The 25,461-nt window shown below is 50.7% G+C and carries 16 protein-coding genes; 6 read left to right on the top strand and 10 right to left on the bottom strand.

Translation table 11 applies throughout. The features are described from left to right. Nucleotides 1–48 precede the first annotated feature (48 nt). The 3 genes from KJB30_RS05775 to KJB30_RS05765 all read right to left on the bottom strand — a co-directional run bounded on the left by KJB30_RS05775 (nucleotide 49) and on the right by KJB30_RS05765 (nucleotide 3,825). Nucleotides 49–1,347, bottom strand: coding sequence for an acetate/propionate family kinase (locus tag KJB30_RS05775; RefSeq protein ID WP_214296993.1), 1,299 nt, complete (start codon nucleotides 1,345–1,347; stop codon nucleotides 49–51). Between the two features lie 100 nt (nucleotides 1,348–1,447). Then, on the bottom strand, nucleotides 1,448–3,010 hold the full coding sequence (gene scpC, locus KJB30_RS05770; RefSeq protein ID WP_214296992.1) for a succinyl-CoA:acetate CoA-transferase ScpC: 1,563 nt from the start codon (nucleotides 3,008–3,010) through the stop codon (nucleotides 1,448–1,450). Nucleotides 3,011–3,087: 77 nt separating this feature from the next. After that, nucleotides 3,088–3,825: an SDR family oxidoreductase gene (locus KJB30_RS05765; RefSeq protein WP_214296991.1), complete on the bottom strand. Its 738-nt coding sequence runs from the start codon at nucleotides 3,823–3,825 to the stop codon at nucleotides 3,088–3,090. A gap of 360 nt (nucleotides 3,826–4,185) precedes the next feature. Here KJB30_RS05765 and KJB30_RS05760 point away from each other — a divergent pair, with 360 nt between their 5' ends. From KJB30_RS05760 to KJB30_RS05735, 6 genes are all read left to right on the top strand, one after another. Continuing rightward, nucleotides 4,186–5,337 (top strand): alpha/beta hydrolase, encoded by a 1,152-nt coding sequence (locus tag KJB30_RS05760; RefSeq protein ID WP_214296990.1) that lies wholly within the window; start codon nucleotides 4,186–4,188, stop codon nucleotides 5,335–5,337. 200 nt (nucleotides 5,338–5,537) lie between these two features. Further along, the gene (locus KJB30_RS05755) at nucleotides 5,538–6,437 is read left to right on the top strand and encodes a phosphate/phosphite/phosphonate ABC transporter substrate-binding protein (RefSeq protein WP_214296989.1); all 900 of its coding nucleotides are present in this window, start codon (nucleotides 5,538–5,540) and stop codon (nucleotides 6,435–6,437) included. A gap of 65 nt (nucleotides 6,438–6,502) precedes the next feature. Further along, the gene (locus tag KJB30_RS05750; RefSeq protein WP_214296988.1) at nucleotides 6,503–9,376 is read left to right on the top strand and encodes a GGDEF and EAL domain-containing protein; all 2,874 of its coding nucleotides are present in this window, start codon (nucleotides 6,503–6,505) and stop codon (nucleotides 9,374–9,376) included. Nucleotides 9,377–9,443: 67 nt separating this feature from the next. Further along, entirely contained in the window at nucleotides 9,444–9,851 is a 408-nt protein-coding gene (locus KJB30_RS05745; RefSeq protein WP_214296987.1) for a bacteriohemerythrin, read from the top strand. Nucleotides 9,852–9,961: 110 nt separating this feature from the next. Then, nucleotides 9,962–10,513 (top strand): cation efflux transmembrane domain-containing protein, encoded by a 552-nt coding sequence (locus KJB30_RS05740; RefSeq protein ID WP_214296986.1) that lies wholly within the window; start codon nucleotides 9,962–9,964, stop codon nucleotides 10,511–10,513. Nucleotides 10,514–10,755: 242 nt separating this feature from the next. Then, the gene (locus KJB30_RS05735; RefSeq protein WP_214296985.1) at nucleotides 10,756–14,070 is read left to right on the top strand and encodes an ATP-binding protein; all 3,315 of its coding nucleotides are present in this window, start codon (nucleotides 10,756–10,758) and stop codon (nucleotides 14,068–14,070) included. A gap of 19 nt (nucleotides 14,071–14,089) precedes the next feature. On the opposite strand, the gene KJB30_RS05730 is transcribed toward KJB30_RS05735, so the two are convergent. The 7 genes from KJB30_RS05730 to KJB30_RS05700 all read right to left on the bottom strand — a co-directional run bounded on the left by KJB30_RS05730 (nucleotide 14,090) and on the right by KJB30_RS05700 (nucleotide 25,347). Further along, entirely contained in the window at nucleotides 14,090–17,533 is a 3,444-nt protein-coding gene (locus KJB30_RS05730) for a PAS domain S-box protein (RefSeq protein ID WP_214296984.1), read from the bottom strand. 312 nt (nucleotides 17,534–17,845) lie between these two features. After that, entirely contained in the window at nucleotides 17,846–19,663 is a 1,818-nt protein-coding gene (locus KJB30_RS05725) for a KUP/HAK/KT family potassium transporter (RefSeq protein ID WP_214296983.1), read from the bottom strand. A gap of 29 nt (nucleotides 19,664–19,692) precedes the next feature. Then, a complete protein-coding gene (locus KJB30_RS05720; protein ID WP_214296982.1) occupies nucleotides 19,693–20,400 on the bottom strand; it encodes a response regulator in 708 nt (235 codons plus the stop codon). After that, a complete protein-coding gene (locus KJB30_RS05715) occupies nucleotides 20,397–21,476 on the bottom strand; it encodes a sensor histidine kinase (RefSeq protein ID WP_367618930.1) in 1,080 nt (359 codons plus the stop codon). The genes KJB30_RS05720 and KJB30_RS05715 overlap by 4 nt, the downstream gene beginning before the upstream one ends. Before the next feature lie 419 nt (nucleotides 21,477–21,895). Then, on the bottom strand, nucleotides 21,896–22,783 hold the full coding sequence (locus tag KJB30_RS05710) for a sterol desaturase family protein (RefSeq protein ID WP_214296981.1): 888 nt from the start codon (nucleotides 22,781–22,783) through the stop codon (nucleotides 21,896–21,898). 10 nt (nucleotides 22,784–22,793) lie between these two features. Then, the gene (locus KJB30_RS05705) at nucleotides 22,794–23,312 is read right to left on the bottom strand and encodes a DUF1440 domain-containing protein (protein WP_214296980.1); all 519 of its coding nucleotides are present in this window, start codon (nucleotides 23,310–23,312) and stop codon (nucleotides 22,794–22,796) included. A 211-nt stretch (nucleotides 23,313–23,523) separates the two neighbouring features. Next, a complete protein-coding gene (locus KJB30_RS05700; RefSeq protein WP_214296979.1) occupies nucleotides 23,524–25,347 on the bottom strand; it encodes a GAF domain-containing sensor histidine kinase in 1,824 nt (607 codons plus the stop codon). Nucleotides 25,348–25,461: the final 114 nt, after the last annotated feature.

Here is a 25,461-nt window from a genome sequence, read left to right as displayed (position 1 = left end):
TCTGACGGTGTACTGATTCCAATACCGGCGTGCATGCACATCTACGTCTCATAACGGTAGACCCGTGCCTATCCCCAGGGAAACAGAAGGAACGAAGTCGCCGCAGGCAAAGGAATAATCATAATGCAGGTGGTCGTGACAGTCTCCGGAGTGAATGGCTGCTGCATCCTCGGCAAGGACAAGCTCTTCATTGGTTGGAATGACGAAGACCCTTATCCGGGAGTCGGTAGCGGAGATTTCCACCTCTTCCCGCTTCGAGCCAGTTGTCCGATTCCTCTCCCGGTCGAGCTGTATGCCGAAGCAATCAAGTCCATCCAGCATCATCTCCCTTACCGGCCATTCTGGCACACCTGAACCCGTGGTAATAACGATTGCATCCAGAGGTCCGACAATCGCCAGGTATGATCCGATGTATTTCCTGATGCGGTAGGTTTCTATATCGAGAGCCAATCTGCAGCGGGAGTCCCCGTCCAGGGCTGCCTTCAGAAAGTGCTGCCGCTCCATGTGCCGTCCGGTTATGCCGAATATGCCGCTTTTGTTGTTGAGGATCTGTTCCAGCTCACACGCCGAAAGGTTCATCTTCTGCATGATATAGAACTGGATGCCGGGATCGATATCACCGCAGCGTGTCTCCATGACCGTTCCCTCGAGAGGTGTCATTCCCATGCTGGTATCCATGGAGAAGCCGTTCCTGATGGCGCACAGCGAGACACCCCGGTCGAGGTGGACAGTGATCAGGTTGCAGGTATAGACCGGTTTGTCGAGAAGTACCGCCGCCCGCCGCGAAAGGTAGAGGTGTGACGGACCGTGGAAACCGTAGCGGCGGACGCCGTGCTTTTCGTACCATTCATATGGCAGAGGATATATGTAAGCGCAGCCCGGCATGGACAGGTGGAAGGCGGTATCGAAGACCGCTACGTGGGGAATGGCAGGCAGGTGAAACATGGCGGCCTCGATGCCCGCGATGTTGGGAACCGAGTGAAACGGCGCCAGATGCTGCAGGTTCCGGATGGAGTCGAGGACCTGGTCGTCAATACGCAGCGAGTGCCGGAATTGGCTGCCGCCATGCGCTACCCGGTGACTTACGGCTGAAATCTCCCCTCTGTCTGCAATGACACCCTGCTGCGGGTCTGTCAGGGTGGCGATAATCAGGGCTAGGGCACTCTGGTGGTCGTTATATTCCGTCCCCATACAAAAAAGCTCGCGGCCCGGAATCTGCTGGCTGATGAACGAGCTGCCCAGGCCTACCCGCTCGACTGTTCCCATGGCCAGCAACGCTCTGTCGTCCCAGGAAAAGAGGTGGTATTTTATCGAATGACTCCAACAATTGAGTGTCAGTATTTTCATAAACTCTTTGGCGTTCCCACAGCTCTTGAACAAACGGGGGTGCATTCCCGCATGTCCCTCGAAACAGCCGGAATGACATGCGGGAATGATGTGCAGGTTGCTACAGATCCCAATTATCGATTTTCATGGTGCCATTCTTTGCCAGGTTGACCTGCATCTTGAAGACCCGATCGAGCAGCTGCGGTTCATGTCCAGCCTTCCTTGCCAAACAATCCTTGGTTGCCATATCGAGGTATTCCTGGAGGATCGGTTTGTAATCGGGATGGGCGCACTTGTCGATAATCAGCTGGGCGCGGGATTTTGGATCAAGACCGCGCAGGTCGGCCAGCCCCTGCTCGGTGACGAGCACATCCAGGTCATGTTCGGTATGGTCAACGTGCGGTACATGCGGCACCACACAGGTGATACCGGTCGGGTCGGTTTTGGTTGGCCGAGCCGAGGGTGTATGCATGATGGACAGATAGGCGTTGCGCAGGAAGTCGCCCGAGCCGCCGATCCCGTTGATCATCCGGGTGCCGCCTACCAGAGTTGAATTGGCGTGGGCGTAGATATCGAACTCGACCGGGGTGTTCATGGCGATGCAGCCCAGACGCCGGATTGGTTCGGGATGATTGGCTATGGAGAGCGGCCGCATTATCACCTTCTTGCTGTATTTATCCCAATCTGCGTAAAAGCGCTTGAAACCTTCGACCGAGAATGACAGGGAGACCGTTGAGGCAAAGTCGAGTTTGCCTGAATCGATAAAATCGAGCATGGTGTCCTGCAGTACCTCGGTCCAGACATTCAGACCGCTGAAGGGCCCTTTGGCTAAACCGCCGATGACCGCGTTGGCAATCGAGCCGACACCGGACTGCAGGGGCAGCAGATTCTTTGGCAGTCGGCCGTTCTTTACTTCAAACTGGAAAAATTCAAGGATGTTGTTGGCGATGGCGTCGGACGTCTCGTCTGATTCGCTGAAGGAACGGCCATTGTCCGGCAGTGTTGATTCCACAATAGCAACGATCTTATCGGTATCGATGCGGACGTAGGGGGAGCCGGCCCGATCGTCAACACGGCTGATCAGGTACGGTAGTCGACGGGGCGGGTTGATCGGTTCGATGATATCGTGCAGCCCTTCGTAATTGGGGAGCGAAGTGTTCAGTTCGATAATAATCTTGTCGGCAATCTGGACGATTTCCGGGACTGCTCCGCAGGAGGCGGTCAGAACCAGGCTGCCGTCCTCCATGATTGCGGAGCATTCGATGATGGCGATATCGAGGCGCCCGCCATTGTCCTTGGTATAAAAACCGTATCCCAGGTCCTGGGCGAACATGGAGAGATGCCGGTCTCCCATGCGAATACGACCTGAATTGATGCCGGCTTGAATGTTTTTGCCGGTCTGGTACGGCCAGCGGCGGTCGATCATGTCGAGCGAGGCCCAGCGGTCTTCGGTTTCAACACCGACGGAGGCGCCGATAAACAGGTTGAATTTCAGTTTTCCCTGCAAGCTGTTTTTCTCCACATGATCCGCCAGGGCAATCGGCACGGCTTTCGGATAACCGGCGGGGGTAAATCCCGACCACCCAAGATTCATCCCGTTTTTAAACATGGAGATGACATCTTCAACCTTTCTGATTTTTGCGTGAAGACTGGTCCTTTTGATTCTCTCATGAAGTACAGACACGTGTTTACTCCTTTATCTTTTTTTGTCCTGCCCAGCGCTTTAAAAGCATGGTGACTCTTTCGTATGACAGTGTTCCCTCAGGCCGGAATCATTGCTGCAAATTCTTTTTCGACCCGTTTGGGGTCCTTTTGCAGCCCGGCATGGACACCAAGCGACATGGGATCGGGAAAAATATCCTCATCGCCGTTTCCCAGTCCTGCGACAATAGCGGCTGCAACTTGTTCCGGTGTTGCCTTGGACATCTCCTGGCCGACTGTCATCCTCGTATCCACAGGTCCTGGATATACCCCAACAACCCGGACTCCCCGGGGAGCCAGTTCGGCCCGTATGCCTTGCAGCAGGGAGTGGACGGCAGCCTTGGAGGCACAATAGGTCCCATTTATCGGAAGATTGACCAGGCCGATGATGGAGCAGACATTCACTATTGCCCCGTCGCCACGAGAGGCCAGCAGCGGTGCAAAAGCCCGGCACATTGCCAAGGTGCCGAAAAAATTGACCTCCATCTCCTCACGGGCGCTTTCCATCCCGGCGGGCGCCATTAAGCTCTCACACCCGTTGACGCCGGCGTTGTTGATCAGCAGATCCAGGTCCCGGCACTGCTCCGCTGCTGCCGCAACGCTGGATGCGTCAGTGATGTCCAGTCTGAGCGCGACGACCCGGCCCTCATGCTGTTGAACCAGATTCGCAACCGCAGCGGTGCTTCGCGTTGCTGCATAGACCTTCGCGACGCTTTTATCGATCAGCGCCTTAACCAAAGCTTCGCCGATACCTCCGTTGGCACCTGTCACCAAAACGATCTTATCTTTGAGATTCATCCCTTTAACTCCTTTATTCTGTAACGATTAGCCAATAATAACTCCTGGCGCCGGCACAGTGTCAGGAGTCCAAGATGGTAGAGAAGATTACTGCGATCAATTTTCGTGTTGGATATGTTCACATATAATAGATAGCATACTAACTATTATGTTGCTATTAGTTTTTGTGGAGAAGCAAAGAGTTGTTTTTTTGAAGCCATAAAGTCTGCCGGCAATCGCTGCGCATCGCGTTCCATTTATTGAAAATTTTAATTTACAGTCACTTAAACTGCCTGTATGTTTTTTCGACGAAAAAAGGCTGTCAGACTCTTTTTACCTGTTTATATCCAGAGCAGGCATCTTATCCACCAGGAGCAGACCATGGAAACCTATGAGTTATTTTTCGCCACAAACAGAAGTCACGAAGGCAAGGACCGCTGGCATCCCAACGGATATGGCAGGAAGTTCAGCGACGATGGAGTGGAGAACCTGCGTTTCGGTAAGCTGAAGCTGAAGGCTGATGGAGCAACGGTTGCGAACCATCTGGCTGCTGCGGGTGACTATGGGGTCGGTGATGGCATTGCGCTTTCGGAATATCTTGGGAAGCAGGCCGGCAGCAAAGGCAACATGATCATCGATGCCTATCAGGAGGTCATACCGGACAAGGAGGTTTATCAGGATCATCAGGCAGGGGTTCAACTCGGCTCCCGTGCCATGTTCGAAGACTTGAAGCAGCTCATGGATAAAACCACTGATGTAGTGGTGTACATCCATGGCTTCAACGTTTCCTGGAGTGAGGCGGTGGGGGCGGCGCTGGCCCTGCAGATCAGGCTGAATGCATCGTCCCTTGGGGACCAGTCCCAGAGCCTGAGGGTAGTACTTTTCTCCTGGCCCTCTGATGGCATGGCGCTACCCTTTGTCTCCTACAAATCCGATCGTACGGAAGCAGAGGCATCCGGCAAGGCATTTGCCCGGGGCGTTCTGAAACTTCGTGATTACTTGCGGGAGATCTGCAAACGAAACGGCAATCCGTGTGGGCAGGACATCCATATGCTGTGTCATTCCATGGGGAATTACGCTCTGCAGGAAGCTTTGCCTAAAATTGCCGATAATTCAGGTGGCAGGGCTCTGCCACGTATATTCGAAAACATCTTCATGTGTGCTCCGGATGTGGATGCAGATGGCTTTGAAGATGGCAAACCACTGGCGCGCCTTCCCGAACTGGCGCGCACTGTTTCCATTTATTACAATCGACAGGACAAGGCCATGTATGTATCGGATTACACGAAAGGAAATCCCGAACGCCTGGGGTCCGATGGTGTGGCCAGGCCGGCACTGCTCAACTCCAAAGTCCAGACAATCGACTGCACGTCAGTGGTGAGAGGGGAAGGGCTGATCGAACACAGCTACTATTTAAACGGATATATCAATGACGATATCCGCCAGAGCACCGACAGCCTGGCCTTTGACGATACCAGGCGCATGAGGAAGAAAAAGGGTGAGTGGTTGAATCTGTGGGAGTTGACGGTCTGACTTGTTCAATTTCTTAAAAAAGGGCAGGGTTATCAGCCTGCCCTTTTTAGTATGACTTCTTGCCAGATCCCACTCCCCCCTCAAAGCTAAAAAAACCCCTTAAAACAACCCCTTTTGATTTATAAAATCTAACTTTAATGTTTTTTGGTCTTTATCTAAAGTGTGGTAAGGTCAGGAAACTCCAAAAGAGGTAATAACTCATGAGAACACTTCCGAGCATTGTGCTCTTCTGTCTCCTCGCTTTTGTTCTTTCCATAGCTCACCCTTCTTTCGCACAACCAAGCCAGCAAAAACTTCTGATCGGTATCGTGCCTGAGATGAATGTTTTCAAGCAGAAACAGCGCTTCCAACTGCTCGGCGAATATCTCTCCAAAAAGACCGGCACCAGGATTGAGTTCACAATCCTGAGCAGATACGGCAACATCATCAACTCTTTTGCCTCTGAAAAAATGGATGGTGCGTTTTTCGGGTCTTTTACAGGAGCCCTGGCAATTCGTAAATTGGGCGTTGTTCCGCTTGCGCGGCCGATGAATCTCGATGGTTCCTCTACCTATCAAGGCTACCTATTCGTCCGAAAAGACAGCGGAATTAACGGTATTCAGAATATGAAAAACAGAAAAATGGTCTATGTCGACAAGACGACATCTGCCGGATACCTTTTCCCGTTGGCATATTTGAGGGATAACGGTATTTCCGACACGACTCATTTTTTCAGTACTACGTTTTTCTCAGGAAGCCACGACGCGGCTGTCAGCGCGGTACTGAACCGGAAGGCTGAGGTGGGGGCAGCAAAGCACAGTATCTATGAGGGGATGAGAAAAAGTGATCCCCGAGTGGACAGCGAACTGACGATTCTGGCCAGATCGGCCTGGGTACCGTCAAATGGCCTCTGCGTCAGGAAAGATCTCGATGAAGGGCTCAAGAAGAAACTGAAGGCAGTGCTGCTCCGTCTGCATGAGGAGCCTGAGGGCAGACAAGTCCTGAAGCAGTTTGGCGCAATAAAATTTATTGAGACTACCACCAAAGATTACAAGCCGGTTTTCGAGATGGCTGCAAAAGCAGGTATTGACATAAAAACATATGATAACAGCAACAAATAAGGCTGACAGAGTTGGATGGAAAGCGTTGTGTTTTTAATGTGATTTGGTGAAAGGGTGGCCTTGCTATGAGACGGAAAATAATTCTGTCCTTTCTGACTGTTTTCCTGCTGATTATTATGGGCGCGTGTTTTGCCACGATGTACGCCGGAAACGTTACTTCCATGCTCAGCAGGCTGATCCAACTCCACCAGATTGAAGGTCTCAGACATCGTCTGATTATGTCGATTCAGACTGTCCAGTCCGATCTTTACACCGTCCATACTACTGCCGGCAGAAAGCTTGACTCCATAGCAGACAATGTAGCCTTGCTCGAACAAGCTGCCGAAAAATGCAGTTCCTGTCATCACACCCCCGAAGTTACCCGCCAGATAGAAGAGGTTCAGTCGCTGATTGATGACTATCAGAACTCTTTAAGTTACTACATTACCGCTTCCGCTAATTTTGAGCATATCGACAAACTGAAGTTTGAAGCAGCTGGCATCGGCAACACACTTCTGCTCAAGACGGAGGATATGTCGGTTCATGCCAGTTCGAAGCTGAACACTCTCACCACCAAGGTGATGAGCGAAGTGAAACGGGTATCACTGATCTTCATTTCAACGATGCTGTTTGCAGTCATCCTCTCGATATTTGTCGCTGCACGTCTGACCAAAGCCATTACCAGGCCTATTGATGTATTGGTCAATGCTACCCGGGTGGTGTCGACAGGAGATATGGACCACCTGATCGATTACACTGACCGTACCGAATTTGGCGAGCTGGCTTCACATTTCAATGCGATGATCACCACGCTTAAAAATAACTACACCAAGCTTGAAAAAGAGATCAGAGAACGCAAGCGGACAGAATCGGAGCTGGTAAAATCTGAATCCTTCCTCAGCAACATATTCGACAGTATTCGTGACCCTTTCTGCATAATCGACAAAGAGTTCCGCGTCATAAGGGCTAACGAGGCCTACGCGGAAATGAAACAGGTCAAGCTGGAGGATATACTCGATAAAATTTGTTATGAGTCACATCATGGACAAACCAGTGCCTGCGAAGAATGCATCGTGGAGAGGACTTTCACAACCGGCGCCTCCTGCACTGTAGAGCGGATGGATATCGCACCGGACGGATCCGAAAAATGGAACTTGATCCACACCTACCCGATCCTGGATCGGACAGGGGCACTATCGCATGTCATCGAATATGCTCGGGATATCACCGAACGAAAGAAATCCGAAGAGGCATTGCGTGAAAGCGAAGAGCGCTATGCGCTGGCGGCCCGTGGCTCCAATGACGGACTGTGGGATTGGGATCTGAGAAATGACAAGATCTACTTTTCCTATCGCTGGAAGTCGATGTTGGGATATGACGAAGAAGAGATCGGCAATTCTCCTGACGAGTGGTTCAATCGCATTCATCCCGACGACCTTTCCGAGGTAAAAGCCAAAATTGCTGCCCATATCAATGGAGTGGACCAACATTATGAAGGGGAATTCCGTATCTTGCACCAGGATGGCAACTACCGCTGGATGCTGAGCCGCGGGCTTGCCGTATGCGATACCTCCGGAAGCGCCTGTCGCATGGCCGGTTCTCAGACGGACATTACCTCAAGAAAAACCGCCACGGAGCAGTTGGTATACAACGCTTTCCACGACAACCTGACCGGGCTGCCCAACCGTGCCCTTTTCATGGATCGCCTGCAACATGTTGTGGATACACAGAATCGGCGTAGCAGTCCAATGCTGTATGCGGTTCTTTTTCTTGATATGGATCGGTTCAAAGTTGTCAATGACAGCATGGGGCACCAGATCGGGGACAAGTTGCTGGTGGCCATGGGGCAAAGACTGACCGAATGTCTGCGGCCGGGAGACACGGTTGCACGTCTCGGTGGAGATGAATTCTCGATTCTGCTGGAGAACATATGCCTGCTGGAAGATGCTTACGATGTTGCCGACAGGATTCATCAAGCACTTTCTACGCCGTTCATGATCGATGAGAATGAAGTTTATGCATCTGTCAGTGTTGGCATTGCACCGGGGCCGGAAGGTTATGAGCGGGCGGAGCAGGTTTTGCGGGATGCGGATATTGCCATGTACCAGGCAAAGAAGCGTCACGATTCATCGACTGAAATCTTCGATTCCACGATGCATGCCAGTATCCTTGACAGGATAATGCTTGAATCCGATCTGCATGCAGCCTTGGTTCACAATGAATTTGTTCTTTTTTATCAGCCGATTATCGATTTGAAAACTCATGCACTGAGTGGCTTCGAAGCATTGGTGCGATGGAATCACCCTTCTCGGGGCCTGGTTCTCCCGGCAGAATTTATTCCGGTGGCGGAGGAGACCGGCATGATAGCCGGCATCGGTGAATGGATCATTCTTGAAGCATGCCGCGAACTGAAATCATTGCAGACACGCTATCCAGCGCAGCCACCATTGAAGATGAACATAAATATTTCCGGACGGCAGTTTGCACATGAAAATCTGGCGGATATGATGGCCAATGCCCTTCAGCAAACTGGTGTAATTCCCCAAAGTGTAGCACTTGAAATCACCGAGAGCATGCTGCTGGACAATGTGGAACTGGCTATTATCACGATGAACCGAATTCGCGAGATGGGGGTTGAGATCCATATCGATGACTTCGGCACCGGTTATTCGTCTCTCAGCTACCTGCATCGCCTGCCGATAAATGCTCTCAAGGTTGACCGTTCCTTCATCAGCAAGTTGACTGAGAATGGGGAAAACCAGGAAATCATACGTTCGGTGATTTCACTGGCTAATAGTCTGAATCTGGATGTAATTGCCGAGGGAGTTGAGCTTAATCACCAGCTGGAGTTTATCAATGAGCTGGAGTGCCAGTTTGGGCAGGGTTACCTGTTCTCCAAACCAATGGAAGCAGCTTCATTGGATGAATGGATTATGACGAGAATCGCCAAAAAGGGCTGACACCCTGCATTGATAGAGATTGGGTGCGTTTCTGAAATTACAAACTCATTAACGAATGGAGGCATCAATGGGAATCCAATGGCATGAATCTCTTTCAATTGGTGACGTGGTGATCGATGGCCAGCACAAAGAACTGGTTTCAAAATTCGATCAGCTTTTGAAAGCGTGTGAAATGGGGCAGGGAGCGAGCGAGCTGAAAAAACTGCTGGTCTTTCTTGATGAATATGCAATCCAGCATTTTCAGGACGAAGAAGAAATTCAGCGGAGACATAATTATCCCGACTATGAAGCCCATGTAAAAGAGCATGAATCCTTTGCTATTCGTATCAACAACCTGAAAAAGGATATTGAAAAAGAAGGTGTGACTACACAGCACCTTGTTGACACCAACAAGTTTCTCGTCAAATGGCTCATCCATCACATTTCCTCATCAGACGCAGCGATAGGTGTGTATATAAAACAAAAAACGGCTTGATATTGCTACACCTGATCCAGGGTAGTGAGGCCACAGAGGATTAGAGGATGGGTTGCTGTTGTGAAGACAATTGTTCGCTGGACAGATTGCGAGAACGGCAACGCGGAACATTGCAAGTCGTCCTCGGCATCAATGCCGTGATGTTTCTTGTCATCGTTGCAGCAGCTTTATACGGCAAATCTACCGCGCTGCTGGCTGATAGCCTTGACAACCTCGGAGATGCCTTGACATATGCTCTCAGCATTTATGCTGTCTCGAAGGAGTCTGCCATCAAGGCAAAAGTAGCCCTTTTCAAGGGGGGGCTTATCCTGCTTGCTGCTGTCGTTGTGGTCGCTCAAATCCTGTACAAGTATCTCGTGCCAAGCGTTCCTGTTTTCGAGGTCATGGGCACCTTCAGTTTGCTTGGTCTTGCCGCAAACTCCATCTGTCTATTTCTGTTATGGCGACATCGCCACGAAGACGTAAACATGAGCTCGGTCTGGGAATGCTCGCGAAACGACATCGCATCAAATCTATCAGTTTTTGTGGCAGCTGGTGGGGTTTGGCTTACAGGTTCAGCTTGGCCTGATACTGTAGTTGCATTGGGGCTGGTTTGGCTCTTGGCGAGTTCTGCCATTCGCGTTATTTCTTCTGCAGTGGCAGAGCTGCGTGCGGCAATCTGAAAATTTGCTTGAGGCTGCCTGATTGCGGGCAGAACCAGATACTAAAAAAGTCGGATGTCCTCAAGGAGGCATCCGGCTTTTGTAGTTTGAGCGTCTGCGAATCTGTAAAAAGTAAAAATTCTGCTTTACCGGGCTGATCGCATGAAATTGTATAACCTCCAGCCGCTGCTATACTTTCAGATAAGGTTGCTGTCCTGAAAGCCCCCCTCATTCTTGTAAGCTTGTCCATTGCCAAGGATATGATGAAGAACCCAAAGGTCATAGTGACAGCCTTGCCCCGCCCGAAGATCATCGCGGTTCTTGTCTTTGTTGTTGCTGCCATTGCTTTTGCTGCACTGCTCTGGCGTCTGGAAAAATATCATCTTAAAGAAGCGCGCTCTGAGGTTTCCCTGTTTGCGGCTGATCATGCTGTTTTGCTGCAGCGTCATCTTGAGCGGGTTTTTTCAGCCAGTTACGCTTTGGCTGCACTTGTGCGCCAGGGAAATGGAGTAATTAAGGATTTCGATACGGTCGCACTCCAGATGCTGCCCTTTTATCCTGGAGTTGCCGCCCTGCAATTAGCGCCCGAAGGAGTTATTAAATACACCATTCCGCGTGCTGGCAATGAAGGTGCAATCAACCACGATCTGCTTAAAGATCCTGTGCGCAACAAGGAGGCATTGCTCGCTCGCAACACCGGTCAGCTTACGCTTGCCGGACCATTTGAGCTGCTTCAGGGGGGATTGGGGGCAGTTGCTCGTCTGCCGGTATTCCTTGATGACCCGCAAGGTCACAAGATTTTCTGGGGATTCACCTCGGTTCTGATCCGATTTCCTGAAACCCTTGCCCCGGCAAGGCTTTCCCAACTTACCGAGCGTGGCCTGGCATATGAGCTCTGGCGCAAACATCCTGACACGAATAAGAAACAGATAATAGCATCATCCTCGAACCTTCCTTTGGAGGAGCCTGTACTGCAGTCGCTGGAGTTGCCCAATGGCACATGGATACTGAGTGTTGCCCCTGTAGGCGGTTGGGGCCATTCCTTGTGGTTAACTTTTAAGATTGCACTTGGACTATTGACCAGTTTGCTGCTGGCTTGGCTGGCAAAATTGCTGGTTGAGTCGAAGGCGCAGGAAATAAAGCTCGAAACCCAGGTCGCTGAAAGAACAGCTGAATACCGGGAAAGCATGGAGCGGCTGCTCCTGCTGAGTGACAATCTGCCAAACAGCTATGTCTATCAATATCTTCATGATGATTCGATACATCGTTTTTTATACCTAAGTGCCGGCGTGGAGAAAGTTCATGGTGTGAGCAGGCTTGAGGTGATGCAGGATGCAGGAATCCTGCACAGGCAGATCGATCCGACACAATTGCCACTCTTGTCGGCAACGGAAGCAGCCAGCAAGATGAATATGTCTGATTTCCATGTTGAATTGCGCATGCGCCGACCAACCGACGGGGAGTGGCGATGGCTGCAACTGCGGTCGCGTCCCCGTCGAAAGCCGGGGGGGCAGGTTTTTTGGGATGGAGTGGCAACGGATATCACCGCACAGAAACAGACGGAGGATGCTCTTCGTAACGAGCGGGATTTCTCTGATACCGTTCTCAATACCTTGCCTGGAATTTTTTATCTGTTCGATGACCATTTCAAGTTTATTCGTTGGAATCATAATTTAGAGCAGGTTACCGGTTGCTCCGGAAGCGAAATTGCCCGCATGAGCCCGCTGGACTTTTTCAAGGATGACGACAGGGAATTGGTGGCTGCTTGTATCCGGGATGTCTTCAGTAAAGGTACAGGGGAGGTGGAGGCTGACTTTGTCTCAAGGGACGGGACGTCAAAGCCTTATTACTTCACTGGGGTCAGAACCATTATCTCCGGGCAGGTATGTCTGCTGGGAGTCGGTTTTGATATCACCAGACGCAGGCTGGCCGAGGAGGCGCTTGAAGCCGCCCGTGTTATTGCCGTGCAAGAGAAAAGCTATCTGGAAGTGATTATGGAGGTACTTCCAGTAGGTGTGGCAATTCGCGATGCAAGAGGAGAACTTATCAGGTCGAATCCGATGTACAGGGAGATCTGGTCAGGATCTGATACTTCGCTTCGTGACGCGAACCAACAATGTTCCGTTTACAATGCCTGGTTTGTGGAAAACGGCAAACGGGTCCAGCCGGAGGAATGGGCTTCGGCTCGAGCTCTGTGGAAAGATGAGAAAGCGGTAGAGCAATTGCTGAGGATTGAACGTCTTGATGGGTCTCACGCATACATTCATAACAGCGCCGCACCATTTCACGATGCAAAGGGTCAGGTGGCGGGATGCGCGGTAGCTGTTATGGATGTCAGCGAGCAGATGCAGACAAGGGAATTCCTGCGATTGGCAAAGGAAACAGCTGAAGCGGCAAACTCGGCGAAAAGTCAGTTTCTGGCAAACATGAGTCATGAACTCCGGACCCCGATGACAGCAATTATCGGTATGGTTCAACTTGCCCTGGAGGAAGATCTCAATCCGACAGCACGGGACTGTCTGGAAACAACGCTGAACTCGGCCCGGTCGCTGCTTCAGATCCTTAACGATATCCTGGATGTGACCAATGTTGCTGCCGGAAGGCTTTCCATTGAAAAAAAACCTTTTCTTTTGAGGCGATGCATTTCTGAAGCAATTGATATAATCGCTTCCGAAGCGCACCGCAAAGGGCTTGACCTTCTCCTTTCAGTGGCAGATGAGGTTCCGGATCAGGTGGTTGGTGATCAGGTGCGGTTGCGTCAGATTCTCCTCAATTTGCTTAGTAATGCCGTAAAGTTTACCGGACAGGGCAAGGTCGAAGTACGTATTACTGCTGGTGAAATGACTTCCGGTCAGCCCAGGGAAATTACCTTCGCCGTCATTGACACCGGCATAGGTATTGCCGAGAGCAAGAAAGAGCTGCTGTTTCAGGCGTTCAGCCAAGTGGATGCATCCCACAGCCGAAGTTATGGCGGGATTGGGCTTGGGCTTTTTATCAGCAAGGAAATAGTCCAATTGTTAGGCGGAACTATCTCCTTTGAAAGCAGGGAGGGAGAGGGCAGCAGGTTCTCCTTCACGATTCCCTTTGCAGAAGAGAAGCCGCAGATTGATGAACCTCCGGCGATGAAAGCTGAAACAACCGGGACAGCAATTTCTGCTGCTGGAGAGCAAAAGCCCGCGCGGGTGCTTCTTGCCGAGGATGACCCAACAATCCGGCAGTTGCTCGGGAACATGCTGATAAAGTCAAGATATGAGCTTGATGTTGCCGAGGATGGATGTGAGGCGGTGGAAATGTGGGAAAAAGGAAACTACGATCTTGTGCTGATGGACATTCAGATGCCGCGGCTTGACGGTTTTGAAGCGACTCATGCTATTCGGGAGAAGGAGCGGGTGCGAGGCGGCCATACTGCAATAATCGCCGTTACAGCGCATGCTTCGAAAGAAGATGTGCAAAAATGCCTTGCCTCGGGCATGGACGCATATGTCCCAAAACCAATTGATTTTAAGAATCTTTTTACGGTGATGAGGGAGGCCATTAAGAATAGGCCCGGTAGATTACCTGGAGCTGTTGGTTCGTGATGTTGTTCATGTGTGTGATTCAGCTGCACCGGTTTAAGAGCACAGTGCCCAGAACTTTTATGATTTCTTCAACACTGTAAGGCTTAAGCAGTGTGGCGCAAAATCCGAATTTAGCATAATCGGCCATGATGGCATCTGCAGAGTATCCGCTTGATACAATCAGTCGAGCGTGCGGGTCTATCTCCAGGATGTGCTGTGCCGCCTCTTTGCCGCCCATTCCCCCCGGAATTGTCAAATCCATTATTGCCGCGGAATAGGGGGTTCCAAGCTTCTGTGCCGCCTTGTACAGCGCAACCGCTTCTTCGCCGCTGGCACAGGTCTGGGACTGGTAACCCAATTCCTCTAAAATCATCGAAGTCATATCTCTGATGATCTCCTCGTCGTCCATCACAAGCACGGAAAGTCCCATTTTTTCCCCCAACGTAACCGATTCTTTGGAAATGATTTTTTGGACAGGCTGCTTGTCACTGACAGGCAGTAGTAGTTCAAATGTCGTGCCTTTGGCAACCTCTGAGATGACCGTGATAGATCCGCCATGTTGAGTGATGATGGAGTGGGCTGACGCAAGGCCAAGGCCGCTGCCCGAGAGCTTGGTGCTGAAATAAGGGTCGAAGATCCTTTTTTGATCTTTTTCAGAAATGCCACATCCCGTATCGGTTACACGGACTTGTACGTACCGGCCCGGGGCCAGCAAGAGTCCATCAGCGGCAGTGACCGTCACCTGCCTCCCTCTGATGATTATTGCACCCCCTTCCGGCATGGATTGGGATGCATTGATAATGAGATTATTGAAGACTTGGCCGAGTTGACCTTCGTCGGCTTCGACAGCAGGGAGGTCATTGGGGATTTCAATAGTGATAGATACGTTGGAGCCGCGCAAAACAAACGAGGCTGACTCTGCGATGATGACCCGTATTGAAACAGGTTGTTTGATCGGTTGGCTCCCTTTGGCAAAAGTAAGCAGTTGCTGGGCAAGATCGGCAGCCCGATTGGCGGCCTTCTCTGCTTTGAGAAGTATTTTAGTCGATTTATGGTCTTTATCCAGAAAGGCTCTGGCAAATGAGATATTACCGATGACCCCGGTAAGAATATTGTTGAAGTCGTGAGCGATTCCACCTGCCAGGACTCCCAATGATTCAAGTTTCTGGTTTTTAACGATTTCAGCCAGCATCATGCGGTGCTGTGTGATGTCGTCGCATATCACCACAAGATGGCTTACATTACCGTTGTTGTCGAATAATGGTACCTTGCGTGTACGCAGATAGATCGTTCCCCTGCTGGCATGGGTGCAGATCAGTTCAGGAATGTCCAACGGTGTTCGTGTTGCCACCACTGTACGGTCAAGTTCAAGGTATATGTCCGCTTGCTCCTTTGGCCATACGTCGTGGTCATTCTTGCCGATCATGTCTATTGCCGGTAAATCGAATATCTTTTCAGCAGCTTTATTCCACAAAACTATCCGGAAGTTATCCTGTACATCTTTGACGAAATAGGCAGAAGGGGCATTCTCAACGATGCTGAAAATAAGTTTTTGGGAGTGGCTGAGGGATTCTTCGATCTTTCTGCGCTGGGTAAGGTCCAGAGCGATGGAAAGCAGTCGGTCTTTTCCTTCAACCGTGATCAGTTCTGCTGAGTATAAACAATATATCGGCGTACCATCTTTAGCCGCCAGGACAAGTTCAAAATCCTGTATACGGCCGTCGCGCTTGAGGATCGAGATTATCTGATTTCGCCCGGAAGGGGATATCCAGCCTATTTCAAGCGGAGTTCTTCCAAGGACTTCTTCGCGACTGAAGCCGGAAATCTCAAGGGACCTGTCATTGATCTCCAGAAAACGTCCATCTTCAACGTCGTTGATAGCCATCAACACCGGCGCGTGTTTGAATGCTCGCTCAAATTTTTCTTCGCTGGCCCTTAGCTGGTCCATAGCTTTCCGAAACAGGCTGATGTCCCGGTAGATGCCCTCGACTCCGGTAAAGGTGCCATCCGCTGCAAAAAGGAGCCGGCTGGATGTGGCGACAGGCAGCGGAGTTCCGTCCCGGCGTTTCAGATTCAGTTCATAGCCATTGACCTGGCCTTTAAGACGCAGATTGTGGAGGAAAGCGTCACGCTCCATCGGGTCATAATAGAAGGTGTTCCTGATGTTAAGTCCTAAAACCTGATCCACATTATCATAGCCAAGAAGAGATACGCCTGAGGGGCTGACCATGATCAGCTGCCCTTCCGCATCCGATCGGTAATACACATCCTGCATATTCTCTATGATGGTGCGATAGCGTTCTTCACTTTCCCTAAGCTGTTTTTCTGCACGCATGGAATCCGTGACGTCTCGTGAAATACTTAATATAAACTCTGTAACGCCATCGTTATTTCGTTCCGGGACGACACGTGATTCAAAGTGTCTGATCCCGGTCTCTGCCTCATATTCAAAACGCACATTGACAATTTCTCCGGTGTCAAAGGCCTTGGTGACTGCCTCAACCCAAAGCTTGATCAGTTCGGGATTAAAGCCCAGTTCCCAATGGTTTTTGCCAAAAAAAAACTCTGCCGGACTACCAGACACCGCCTCAATCTGGCGATTGATATAAACATAACGGTGAGCACGATCGATACGTGCCACGATGTCCGGCAGGTTCTCTGCCAGGGAGGTAAACTGCTGCTCCCTTTTTTTTAGGTCTTCCTCAGCCTGTTTTATCTCCGATATATCGGCGATGACTCCTACCAGCGAGATCATCTTTCCCTGGGAATCTTCGAGCCGCCTGCCACTGAGGTGCCCCCAGAAGGTGCGGCCATCCCTGCGCATAAAATAGCGTTCGTGGTGTACATGGTCTATATCACCGGCTATGAGTCGATGCATGCGCTCGTCACCAACATTGCGCTGGGTAGGATGGACATGCTCCGAATAGGAAGTGCCGATCAATTCAGCGAGAGGGTAGCCGAACATATCGGCCATACGTTGATTGGCGAAAGTGATGATGCCTTGTGGATCGACCATGATCAAACCGGCCTGCATGGTGTCGACAATGGTTTCGAGTTGTTGTTTGGTCCCTGTAAGATCATTCTCAAAACAGGTCCGGGGCGCTGTCTTTCTTCCGAAGATGCATGAGAATTCCTTGCCCTCTTGATGCAGATAGGTGGCCGACACCTCGATAACGTAGTATTTTCCCAGGCGCGAACGCTGCCTGACCTTCGATGCCATCTGTCCGGCAGACTTCAGTTGTTGCCAGTATTCAGCCCATTTGTGCGCCGTGAGGTCGGGACAGAAGTGGCCAACCGTCATGGTCAGCAGCTCCTCCTGCGAATATTCGAGGGTGGAGCAGGTGCTGTGGTTGGCATAGATCACCCGCCCGACTGCGTCAACCCAGAAAACCTGATCCTGTGCAGCATCGAGGGCGAGGCTGGCTAGAGCCTTGAAATCGAAGCCTGAAGCAACTCCGTCCTGTCCGGAATCCGTCTGATCCATACTTTTCCCCATCACACAATCAAACTGCTAAATTATTAAGATTGCCAGCTTCAGAGCCTTCTATCTCGGGCGAAATTGTTCCGTGGCCTAAAATAAAGTAGATACTACACAAGCTCTGGTACAACAACCAAAAGAGTGCCAATGAAGGCATCTTTATGAACGGTTAATTTCATGTCCGATGAAGAATTTCGATAGGAGGAATACTGCTGAAGGGGGCTGACACCACCATGTCAGAGAGGCCATGGTGGTGTCGTGAGCTACGAATTTACAGCGAAGTAACCTTGGCCACTGATTCGGTAGCCAAGAGGTGAATCACATCTCTACCCTTGTTACAACACCTTGAAGTTTTGCCGCTGGCAACTTGTTGAACTGCACAAAGTTGGGGGTCTGGCGCTTGATAGTGGAGAAGATCCTCCAGATCGGGTTGTCTGTTGCAATATCTTCGATGCCGTAAAAGATTACTTTTTCCTGTATTCCCTTTTCCCTCAGAATACTTTCGATATCCAGCATCTCCATATAGCCGGCCTTGACTTCGACAGCATCCAATCCGACAGCCAAATCGGACTTCAGGCTGGTCTGCTGGCCGTAGGGATGGTCGGTTCTGATGATGGAAATCAGCACATTGCGTTGGTAGATGATGTTGCTGCGGATAATGCAGTGCACCAGGTAAGGAGGGATGACGCTCCACTCCTTGACAAAGAATAATCCGGTGCCGGGAATGTTGTGTCCCTTGGCATAGATCTGATTGTAGGCCAGTTCGAAGGTTTCAAAGTCAAGCGGTCTGAGAGCCCGGTAAAGAGCCCGTTGTCCATAGGTCCACAGCAGGATGGTTGCAAAAGGGAAGGAGGCCAGGACAATGGACCAGTAGCCGCCGTGGGGTATTTTGTTCATACAAGAGATGAAAAAGATAAGATCCACAATCGTGATTCCGACCGCCAGGGGCACTTTCCACTTTTTGGTGGTACGGCTGAAGATCATGACCATCATTATGCCGGTGATGGTCATTGTGCCGGTCACCGCTAAACCGTAGGCCGCCGCCAGGTTCTCCGATTTGCGGAAAATCAGCATAATGAAGAGCACGGCTGTCATCAGCATCCAGTTGATTGAGCTGATATAAATTTGTGATTTGAAGTGGGTCGATGTGTAATCAACCCGCAGAAGCGGCATGATGCGCGTGGTGATGCCCTGGTAGACAACAGAGAAGACACCGCTGATCATGGCCTGGGAGGCGATGACTGTGGCCATGACCGTTAGTATCAGAAAGGGAATGTAGAGTATCGGAGCCTGGTGCTGGACCATTCCGAACAGATAGTTTTTGGCATAGGGATGCTTGAAAAGGTATGCACCCTGACCGAAGTAGTTAATAGTCAATGCAACAAAAGCAAAATACCAGGCGCGCATGATCGGTTTCCGTCCCAGGTGTCCCATGTCGGCATAAAGCGCCTCACCGCCTGTGGCACACAGGATTACCTCGGATAGTACGAAGAAGCCGGTCAGCCCGTGATGAAGCATGAATTTGATTGCATAGTGCGGGCTGATCGCCATTGCAATGGAAGGCATGGAAGCGATTGAAGTCAGTCCGGAAAGCGTGAGGGAGACGAACCAGACCACCATGATCGGGCCAAAGGCTTTGGCTACCTTGTCAGTGCCTTTGTACTGGGCGACAAAAAGCCCTACTGCGATGACTCCGGCAACCAGGATCAGAACATTCTGAGAGGTATGTTCCAGGCCGGGAATGAGCGCCATCCCCTCAACCGCCGAGAGGATCGATATTGCCGGGGTGATGACACCATCTCCCAGGAGCAGGCAGACCCCCACATACGAGAGAAAGATCACGAACCCAAGCTGGCGGCCAGGCTTGAGCATGCGCGCCAGGATTTCCTTGAGCACGATGGTGCCGCCTTCTCCTTTTCGTCCCAGACTCATTGCCAGCCAGGCGTATTCGGCAGTCACAAGTATTGTCATAGTCCAGAATACAAGCGAGAGAATACCGAAGACGTTATCAAGGGTTGGCGCGGTGAGGGCGAAGATGACGGTCAGGGTGTAGATCGGGCTGGTGCCGATATCGCCAAATACCAGCCCCATTGATTTGACGATGCCGCCCCAGTATGAATCAGCTTTATCCTGCATCTTATTGTGCTCCTGCGAAATAATTCATTTTAACCCTCTTTCAGTCTCAATCGGTAACCGACACCCGGTTCAGTGGTTATGTGCCGTGGGCGAGAGGGATCACGTTCAATCTTTTTTCGCAGATTGCTTATGGTCACACGGAGTACTTGGGATTGGTCCTTATATGCGACTCCCCAGATCTGTTTCAATATCTGGGAATGGGTAAGTACTTTTCCGGCATGGGTAATGAGCAGGCGCAACAGATCGTATTCTGTGGGTGTCAGCTGTATTTCCCCACCATTTGCAAAGACACGGCGCTTGGGGATATCCACCGTGAGATCATCACTTTTGAAAACCGGTTCTTCCGAATTTTTCAGGGAGCGTCTCAATGCAGCTCTGATTCGGGCCACCAGTTCACCCACGCCGAAAGGTTTGGAAAGGTAGTCATCCGCCCCGGCATCAAGTGCGGCCACTTTGTCGTCTTCCTGTTCCCGAACCGAAAGGATGATGACAGGAACATTTGACCATTCCCGTATGCGCCGGATGACTTCGATGCCATCCATGTCAGGCAGGCCCAAATCAAGAAGAATGACATCCGGCCTGAATGAAGCGGCAACAGAAAGGCCTTCGTGACCTGATTCAGCCTCATTCAGATGGAATTCTTCCGAAGACAGGGCGGAGTGAAGGAAGCGCCGGATTGCCGCTTCATCGTCGATCACAAGAATCCGGTGTCCGGTGCTGTTTTGGGTATGTGTCACGTGTCCTCTTTTCGAACGGCCAAGGGAAGTTGGATTTCAACGGTGAGTCCGCCAGCGATCCGGTTTTTGGCGCTGATTATTCCGCCGTGGGCTTCAACGAAACCTTTACATATGGAAAGACCCAGGCCAGTGCCACCCCCCCGTTCGGGTACGGAGATGTGGTAGAACTTATCAAAAAGATGAACCAGTTCTGACTCCGGAACACCTGGGCCATGGTCTGAAACTTCTAGTTGCAGCCAGTCATCCTCAGTTGATACTCGTATCTCAATCGGGCTGTGATCGGATGCATGTTTGTTGGCATTGTCGAGAAGGTTCACCAGAACCTGGTTCATAAGCACCATGTCAAGCGGTACCAGGGTGATCCCCGGGGGGAGGTCAACTGAAACGGGCCGATCACCCAGGCGCATCTCCATGGCATCCAGGGCACAGCCGACCAACTCCTGGATATCACAAGGCTCCATCTTGAGGCGCATTGCACCCGCCTCGATTCGTGTCATGTCCAGCAGGTTCCCGACGAATCGGTTAAGGCGTTCCGTTTCATCGTAGGCAGTTTCCATAAGTTCACGTCGGGCGTGACTGCTCAAGTGGTCGCCTTTGTCCTTGAGTGCGGAGATGGCGCCTGTGATGGATACCAGAGGGGTACGCAAATCGTGGGAAATGGAGTTGAGCAGTGCGCGCTCCAGTTTCTCCTGTGCCTGAAGAATCCGGGCTTGTTCTGCCTGCCGCGAGAGCCGGGCCTGCTCTTGTGATTGCTCCCGCACTTTGGCAACCAATGAACTGATAATGACACCCACAATAATGAAACCGGAAAATGTCACCAGATATTCTTTGTCTGCGACGTTAAAAGTAAGACGGGGAGGAATAAAGAAAAAGTCGAATGCAAGCACACCGATTAAAGCAGTTGCGATTGCCGGCCGCAATCCCAGTTTAACGGCGGCAATGACCACTGCCAACTGGTAGATCATCGCCATGTTTGTCGGGACCATGTAGGGGCGGATGAATTCACAGATAATTGTCGCAGCAGTCACAAGGCAGATGCTGAGAAAATATCCGGTTGCTTCAGAAAACAGTTTCACGATTGTCCCATGGGCAGAGGCAGCCTTATCTCGGAGAATTTCATAAGTTTCCAGCGCTCCATCGCGGCATCAAACACCGGTACTTCGTTGCAAGCGCATATTGGGGGCGCGATGCCTGTTGCGCCTTGAGTGCATTGGAGGTCGGATTCCTCCAGAAAATCCTCACCCTGGTACACACCTGTTTCAGGACAAAACCAATATACTCGCACAGCCGCCTCCCATCAACAACGGCAAGGTACTACCATTTCCCTATTCATCAGATTAACGGGTTGGGCATAAAATTAATGTTAAGATATGGCTGGTGGGCATAAAGATTTTGTAAAGGCGGGTCGGAAGCAGCGGTGGGCCATTTACCGCCCCGGTCCGATCGGGATCGGTAGCCCTGGCGTGTATTCGTTTTTACCGCTGGCCCAGTCTCTTCAGGGCACCAGGGAAGTCAAAGATGCAGCAATTTCTGCCCGGTGTGGCTTATGTTTGTCTGGCGTCTCCCGATTCAGTCGGTCCACAGCAAAAGGAAGCTGCAGTATCTTCCCCACTGTCAATTCTTCCGGATTTTGGTAAGCCTCCACGCCAATGGTAATGCTGTCTTGTGGAACATTCAGCCTGGACGTGCCATGAAGATAATCGGGCCAACTGAAGATGGTGGCCCAGTTGGAATCGGTTTCCTCCCGCACGACAGAGTGGTGAATTCCGTGGACCCGCGGAGTAACGATCAGGCGGCATAATCTTCGTTCGACCTCGTATGGCAGCCGCATGTTGGAATGGTGAAACAGTATCTCCATCAGGGTCAGTGTCTGCCAGAGCGCGAGCCCCAGCGGCGAGATGCCGAGGACCGCCACCTGTGCAGCCCGCCATGGCACCGATAACAACATTTCTCCCGCATGAAACCGCAGTGCTGTCGAGGCATCAAGATCCAGATCAACGTGATGAGCCAGGTGGAAGCGCCAGAGCAAGGGCACCTTGTGGGTCAGGTAATGCCAGATGTACAGGGTGTAGTCAAGAAGCACCACCGATAGCACAAGTTCTGCCCATACCGGCAGGCGACGGAGTTTGAGCAGCCCGAACCCGTGATGTTCCACTGCCCGGGAAAGGGGAGCGGTTATCGGTTTTTCGGTAAGGGAGATGGTGGCCGCGGTTGTAAGCGACATGAACACATTTCGAATGTCCCGGGTTGCCTTGTCCTGCCGCATTCTGCGCAGCGGGCGTTTAATTTCAAGATAGACTACCGTTGCCACTGTTCCGAAAATCAGAAGGGCACTGAGCCAGGAGGGCAGTTCCCGGCTCATCATTGATCGTGGTTGTGCCATTACAGCTCCTTTATCTTGCCTGTAATTTTGCTGCCGCCCGATGCACCATTTCAGCTGTTGCGGTCCAGGCAATATGATTTGCCATCTCTTTTACACTCGGCTGCCAAGGCACTTTTTTAAGGTTTGGGGAAATGCCCAGCAAGGGTGCCATAAGGCCGTCGCAGGCAAAGAAGAAAGGAATGGCGAAGGGCAGCCCGGCAGCCCGGGAAAGCTGGGGATATTTCTTTCTCAGCATGGCATAGATCATTCCCCAGCCGATGGAATAGGTAACGCTGAATGTGGCCTTTGCCCGTTTCCTCCCGCACTCTCCCAGCTTTCTGCCCATTATTTTCTCCGCGAAATAGGGACCAGCTATTTCGTGGGCTGTTCCTTTGCGTACTCGATGGTCTCGTTTTTTTTGCTCCTTGCTGACGCAGCGGTCAAGCAATCGGTCGGTCAAACCAGTGAAGACCGTTGCAACAAGTCCTGCAACCGCCGCAGTCAACAATGCTCCCTGATTCACCCGTGGACTCGCTGTCATCTGAGGCATGGCCATTCCTCCTGAAGCGGGGCAGGAACTGCATCCCCTGATCCTGTCTATGGGAACTGCTGCTAATACATCAGCTGATACTGAAAATTGTAGCATGAGTTGTCAAAACAACACGTGCTCATTGGCAGTATGTCCGGGCGGGTATTCTACTGGATCTTTTTTGGATGTAACTGGTGGAAGATGACCGGGTGGCAGAGAGATGGGTGGTGGGTTAAACTTCAATTCTGAATTCAGTACCGCCTTCGATATTTCGGGCGGTCAGGCTACCAGCCATGTTTTTTTCAATTATGGCTTTTGACATGAAAAGTCCCATTCCTGTGCCTGATTGGGATCCTTTGGTGGTGAAATAAGGATCGAATATCTTGCAAATGATGTCATCAGGTATGCCGCCTGCATTGTCAGAGATTGTGACAATCGTTTTTCCTTCGTCATTAAAGACAGTAATTATGATATGAGGCTGGCAGATTTTATGTTCGATGAAAGCATCGCTGGCGTTGCTGAGAATATTGATCAGCACTTGGGTAAACTCATTGGGGTACCCGTACATCATCGGTTTTGACTCGGCATGAACTGTTACTTTTATATGTTTGGCTCTGAAATTTCCTTCCATCAATGAAAGCGTTTTTATGACGCTATCATAACAGCAGAACCCTGTTCTTTCTTTGTTCGGTTTGAAGTAACTTCGGAAATCATCAATGGTTGCAGACATGTGTTGAATGAGTTCCATTGATTTTTCCACACACTCCACGAGAAATTCCCGGTTGAATTCACCCAGGTCATAAAAGAGCAGCATTTGTTGCGCTGTCAGGCCCAACGAATTAAGTGGTTGGCGCCACTGATGGGCAATATTGCCGATCATTTCACCCATGGCAGCGTGCCTGCTCTGCTGAAGCAGCATCTGCTCCTTTTCGCGTAACGCCTGCTCAGCCTTCTGCCGTCGTTTTTCATTTTCAATTACACCAAGGGCAAAGGAAATATCGGTCCCCATCTGTCGGATCAGTTCCATCTGATGGGAGTCGAAATAGTCCTTATTATCCGCATAGAGAGCTAAAGCGCCAATCACATTATTGTCTCGGAGTAGTGGAATGCACGCAGAAGCATGAACTCCATCGCGCAAGGCTCGTTCATGCCAGGGCCAGCTCGTGGGGTCATTGCAAGAATTACCGTATGCCGGCATGTATTCAACCGGGACACTGACAGGTCTTTTTCCGTCAGGTTCCAGTCTGCTGGATATTTGCAGATCATCAAGATATTGCGTGTCACCATGGGATGCTGTCACGGTAAACAAACCGGTTGTACTATCGACCAACCCGATAAATGCCGATTTGAATCCGCCATGTTCAATTGCAACGTGGCAGAACTTGCGGAAGATGGTGGCTTCGTCGCGGCTATGTACTATTGCCTGATTGGTGGCTGATAAAACAGCATGCATTCTGTTCAGGCGCAGTATCATCTCTTTTGAACGTTTTTCCTCGCTGATATCACGAGTAACACCGATAAAACGGACCGCCTGTCTTGAAGTGTTATAAAAAATTTCCCCCCGGCTAGTTATCCAGCGTTCAATGCCATCATCCATGCCGATGGTGCGGAATTCTGCAGAGTATGTTCCACCACTCTCGGGATCTGATACCAGATTGGCTATATATTGATCGATTCGGTTGCGGTCATCCGGATGTAGTGCGGACAGAAAGAGGTTGTAGTTCGGGGATGCGTCTGGCGAAAATCCAAAATGGTTTCTGGCTATGTCTGAGCAGAGCAGTTTTCCCGAGGCGGGATAATAATCAAAAGTACCAAGATTCGCCATTTGGACTGCCAGCATGAAACTTTCCCTGCTGTGTCGGAGGTCCTTTTCAATATTTTGTCTTATGTTAATTTCATATTGTAGCCGGTGGATGGTATCCGTCAGTTCGTCAATCGATTCTGTGGCCCATTCTTCAGTCAGATCTTCTGCGCAGGCTGGTTTCCGAGCGGCTGGACCGTCGGTTCCGTAAGGCTGTTGCGCAATTTGTTCATCTTTAATGGTCACATTGGCCATTTTCTCTCTCACTTAGTTTTGATTTTTCTAAGTGTTTTTCAATTTTGCCCACGCATTTTATACCATTGCTTAAATAAAAGGTTAAATAAAATAAATGAGTGTCGCGGCAACGCG

Source organism: Pelotalea chapellei, assembly GCF_018531195.1.
Lineage (GTDB): Bacteria > Desulfobacterota > Desulfuromonadia > Geobacterales > Pseudopelobacteraceae > Pelotalea > Pelotalea chapellei.
The sequence above is the reverse complement of the archived record's forward strand: the minus strand, read 5'-3'. Positions and strand labels throughout refer to the sequence as shown.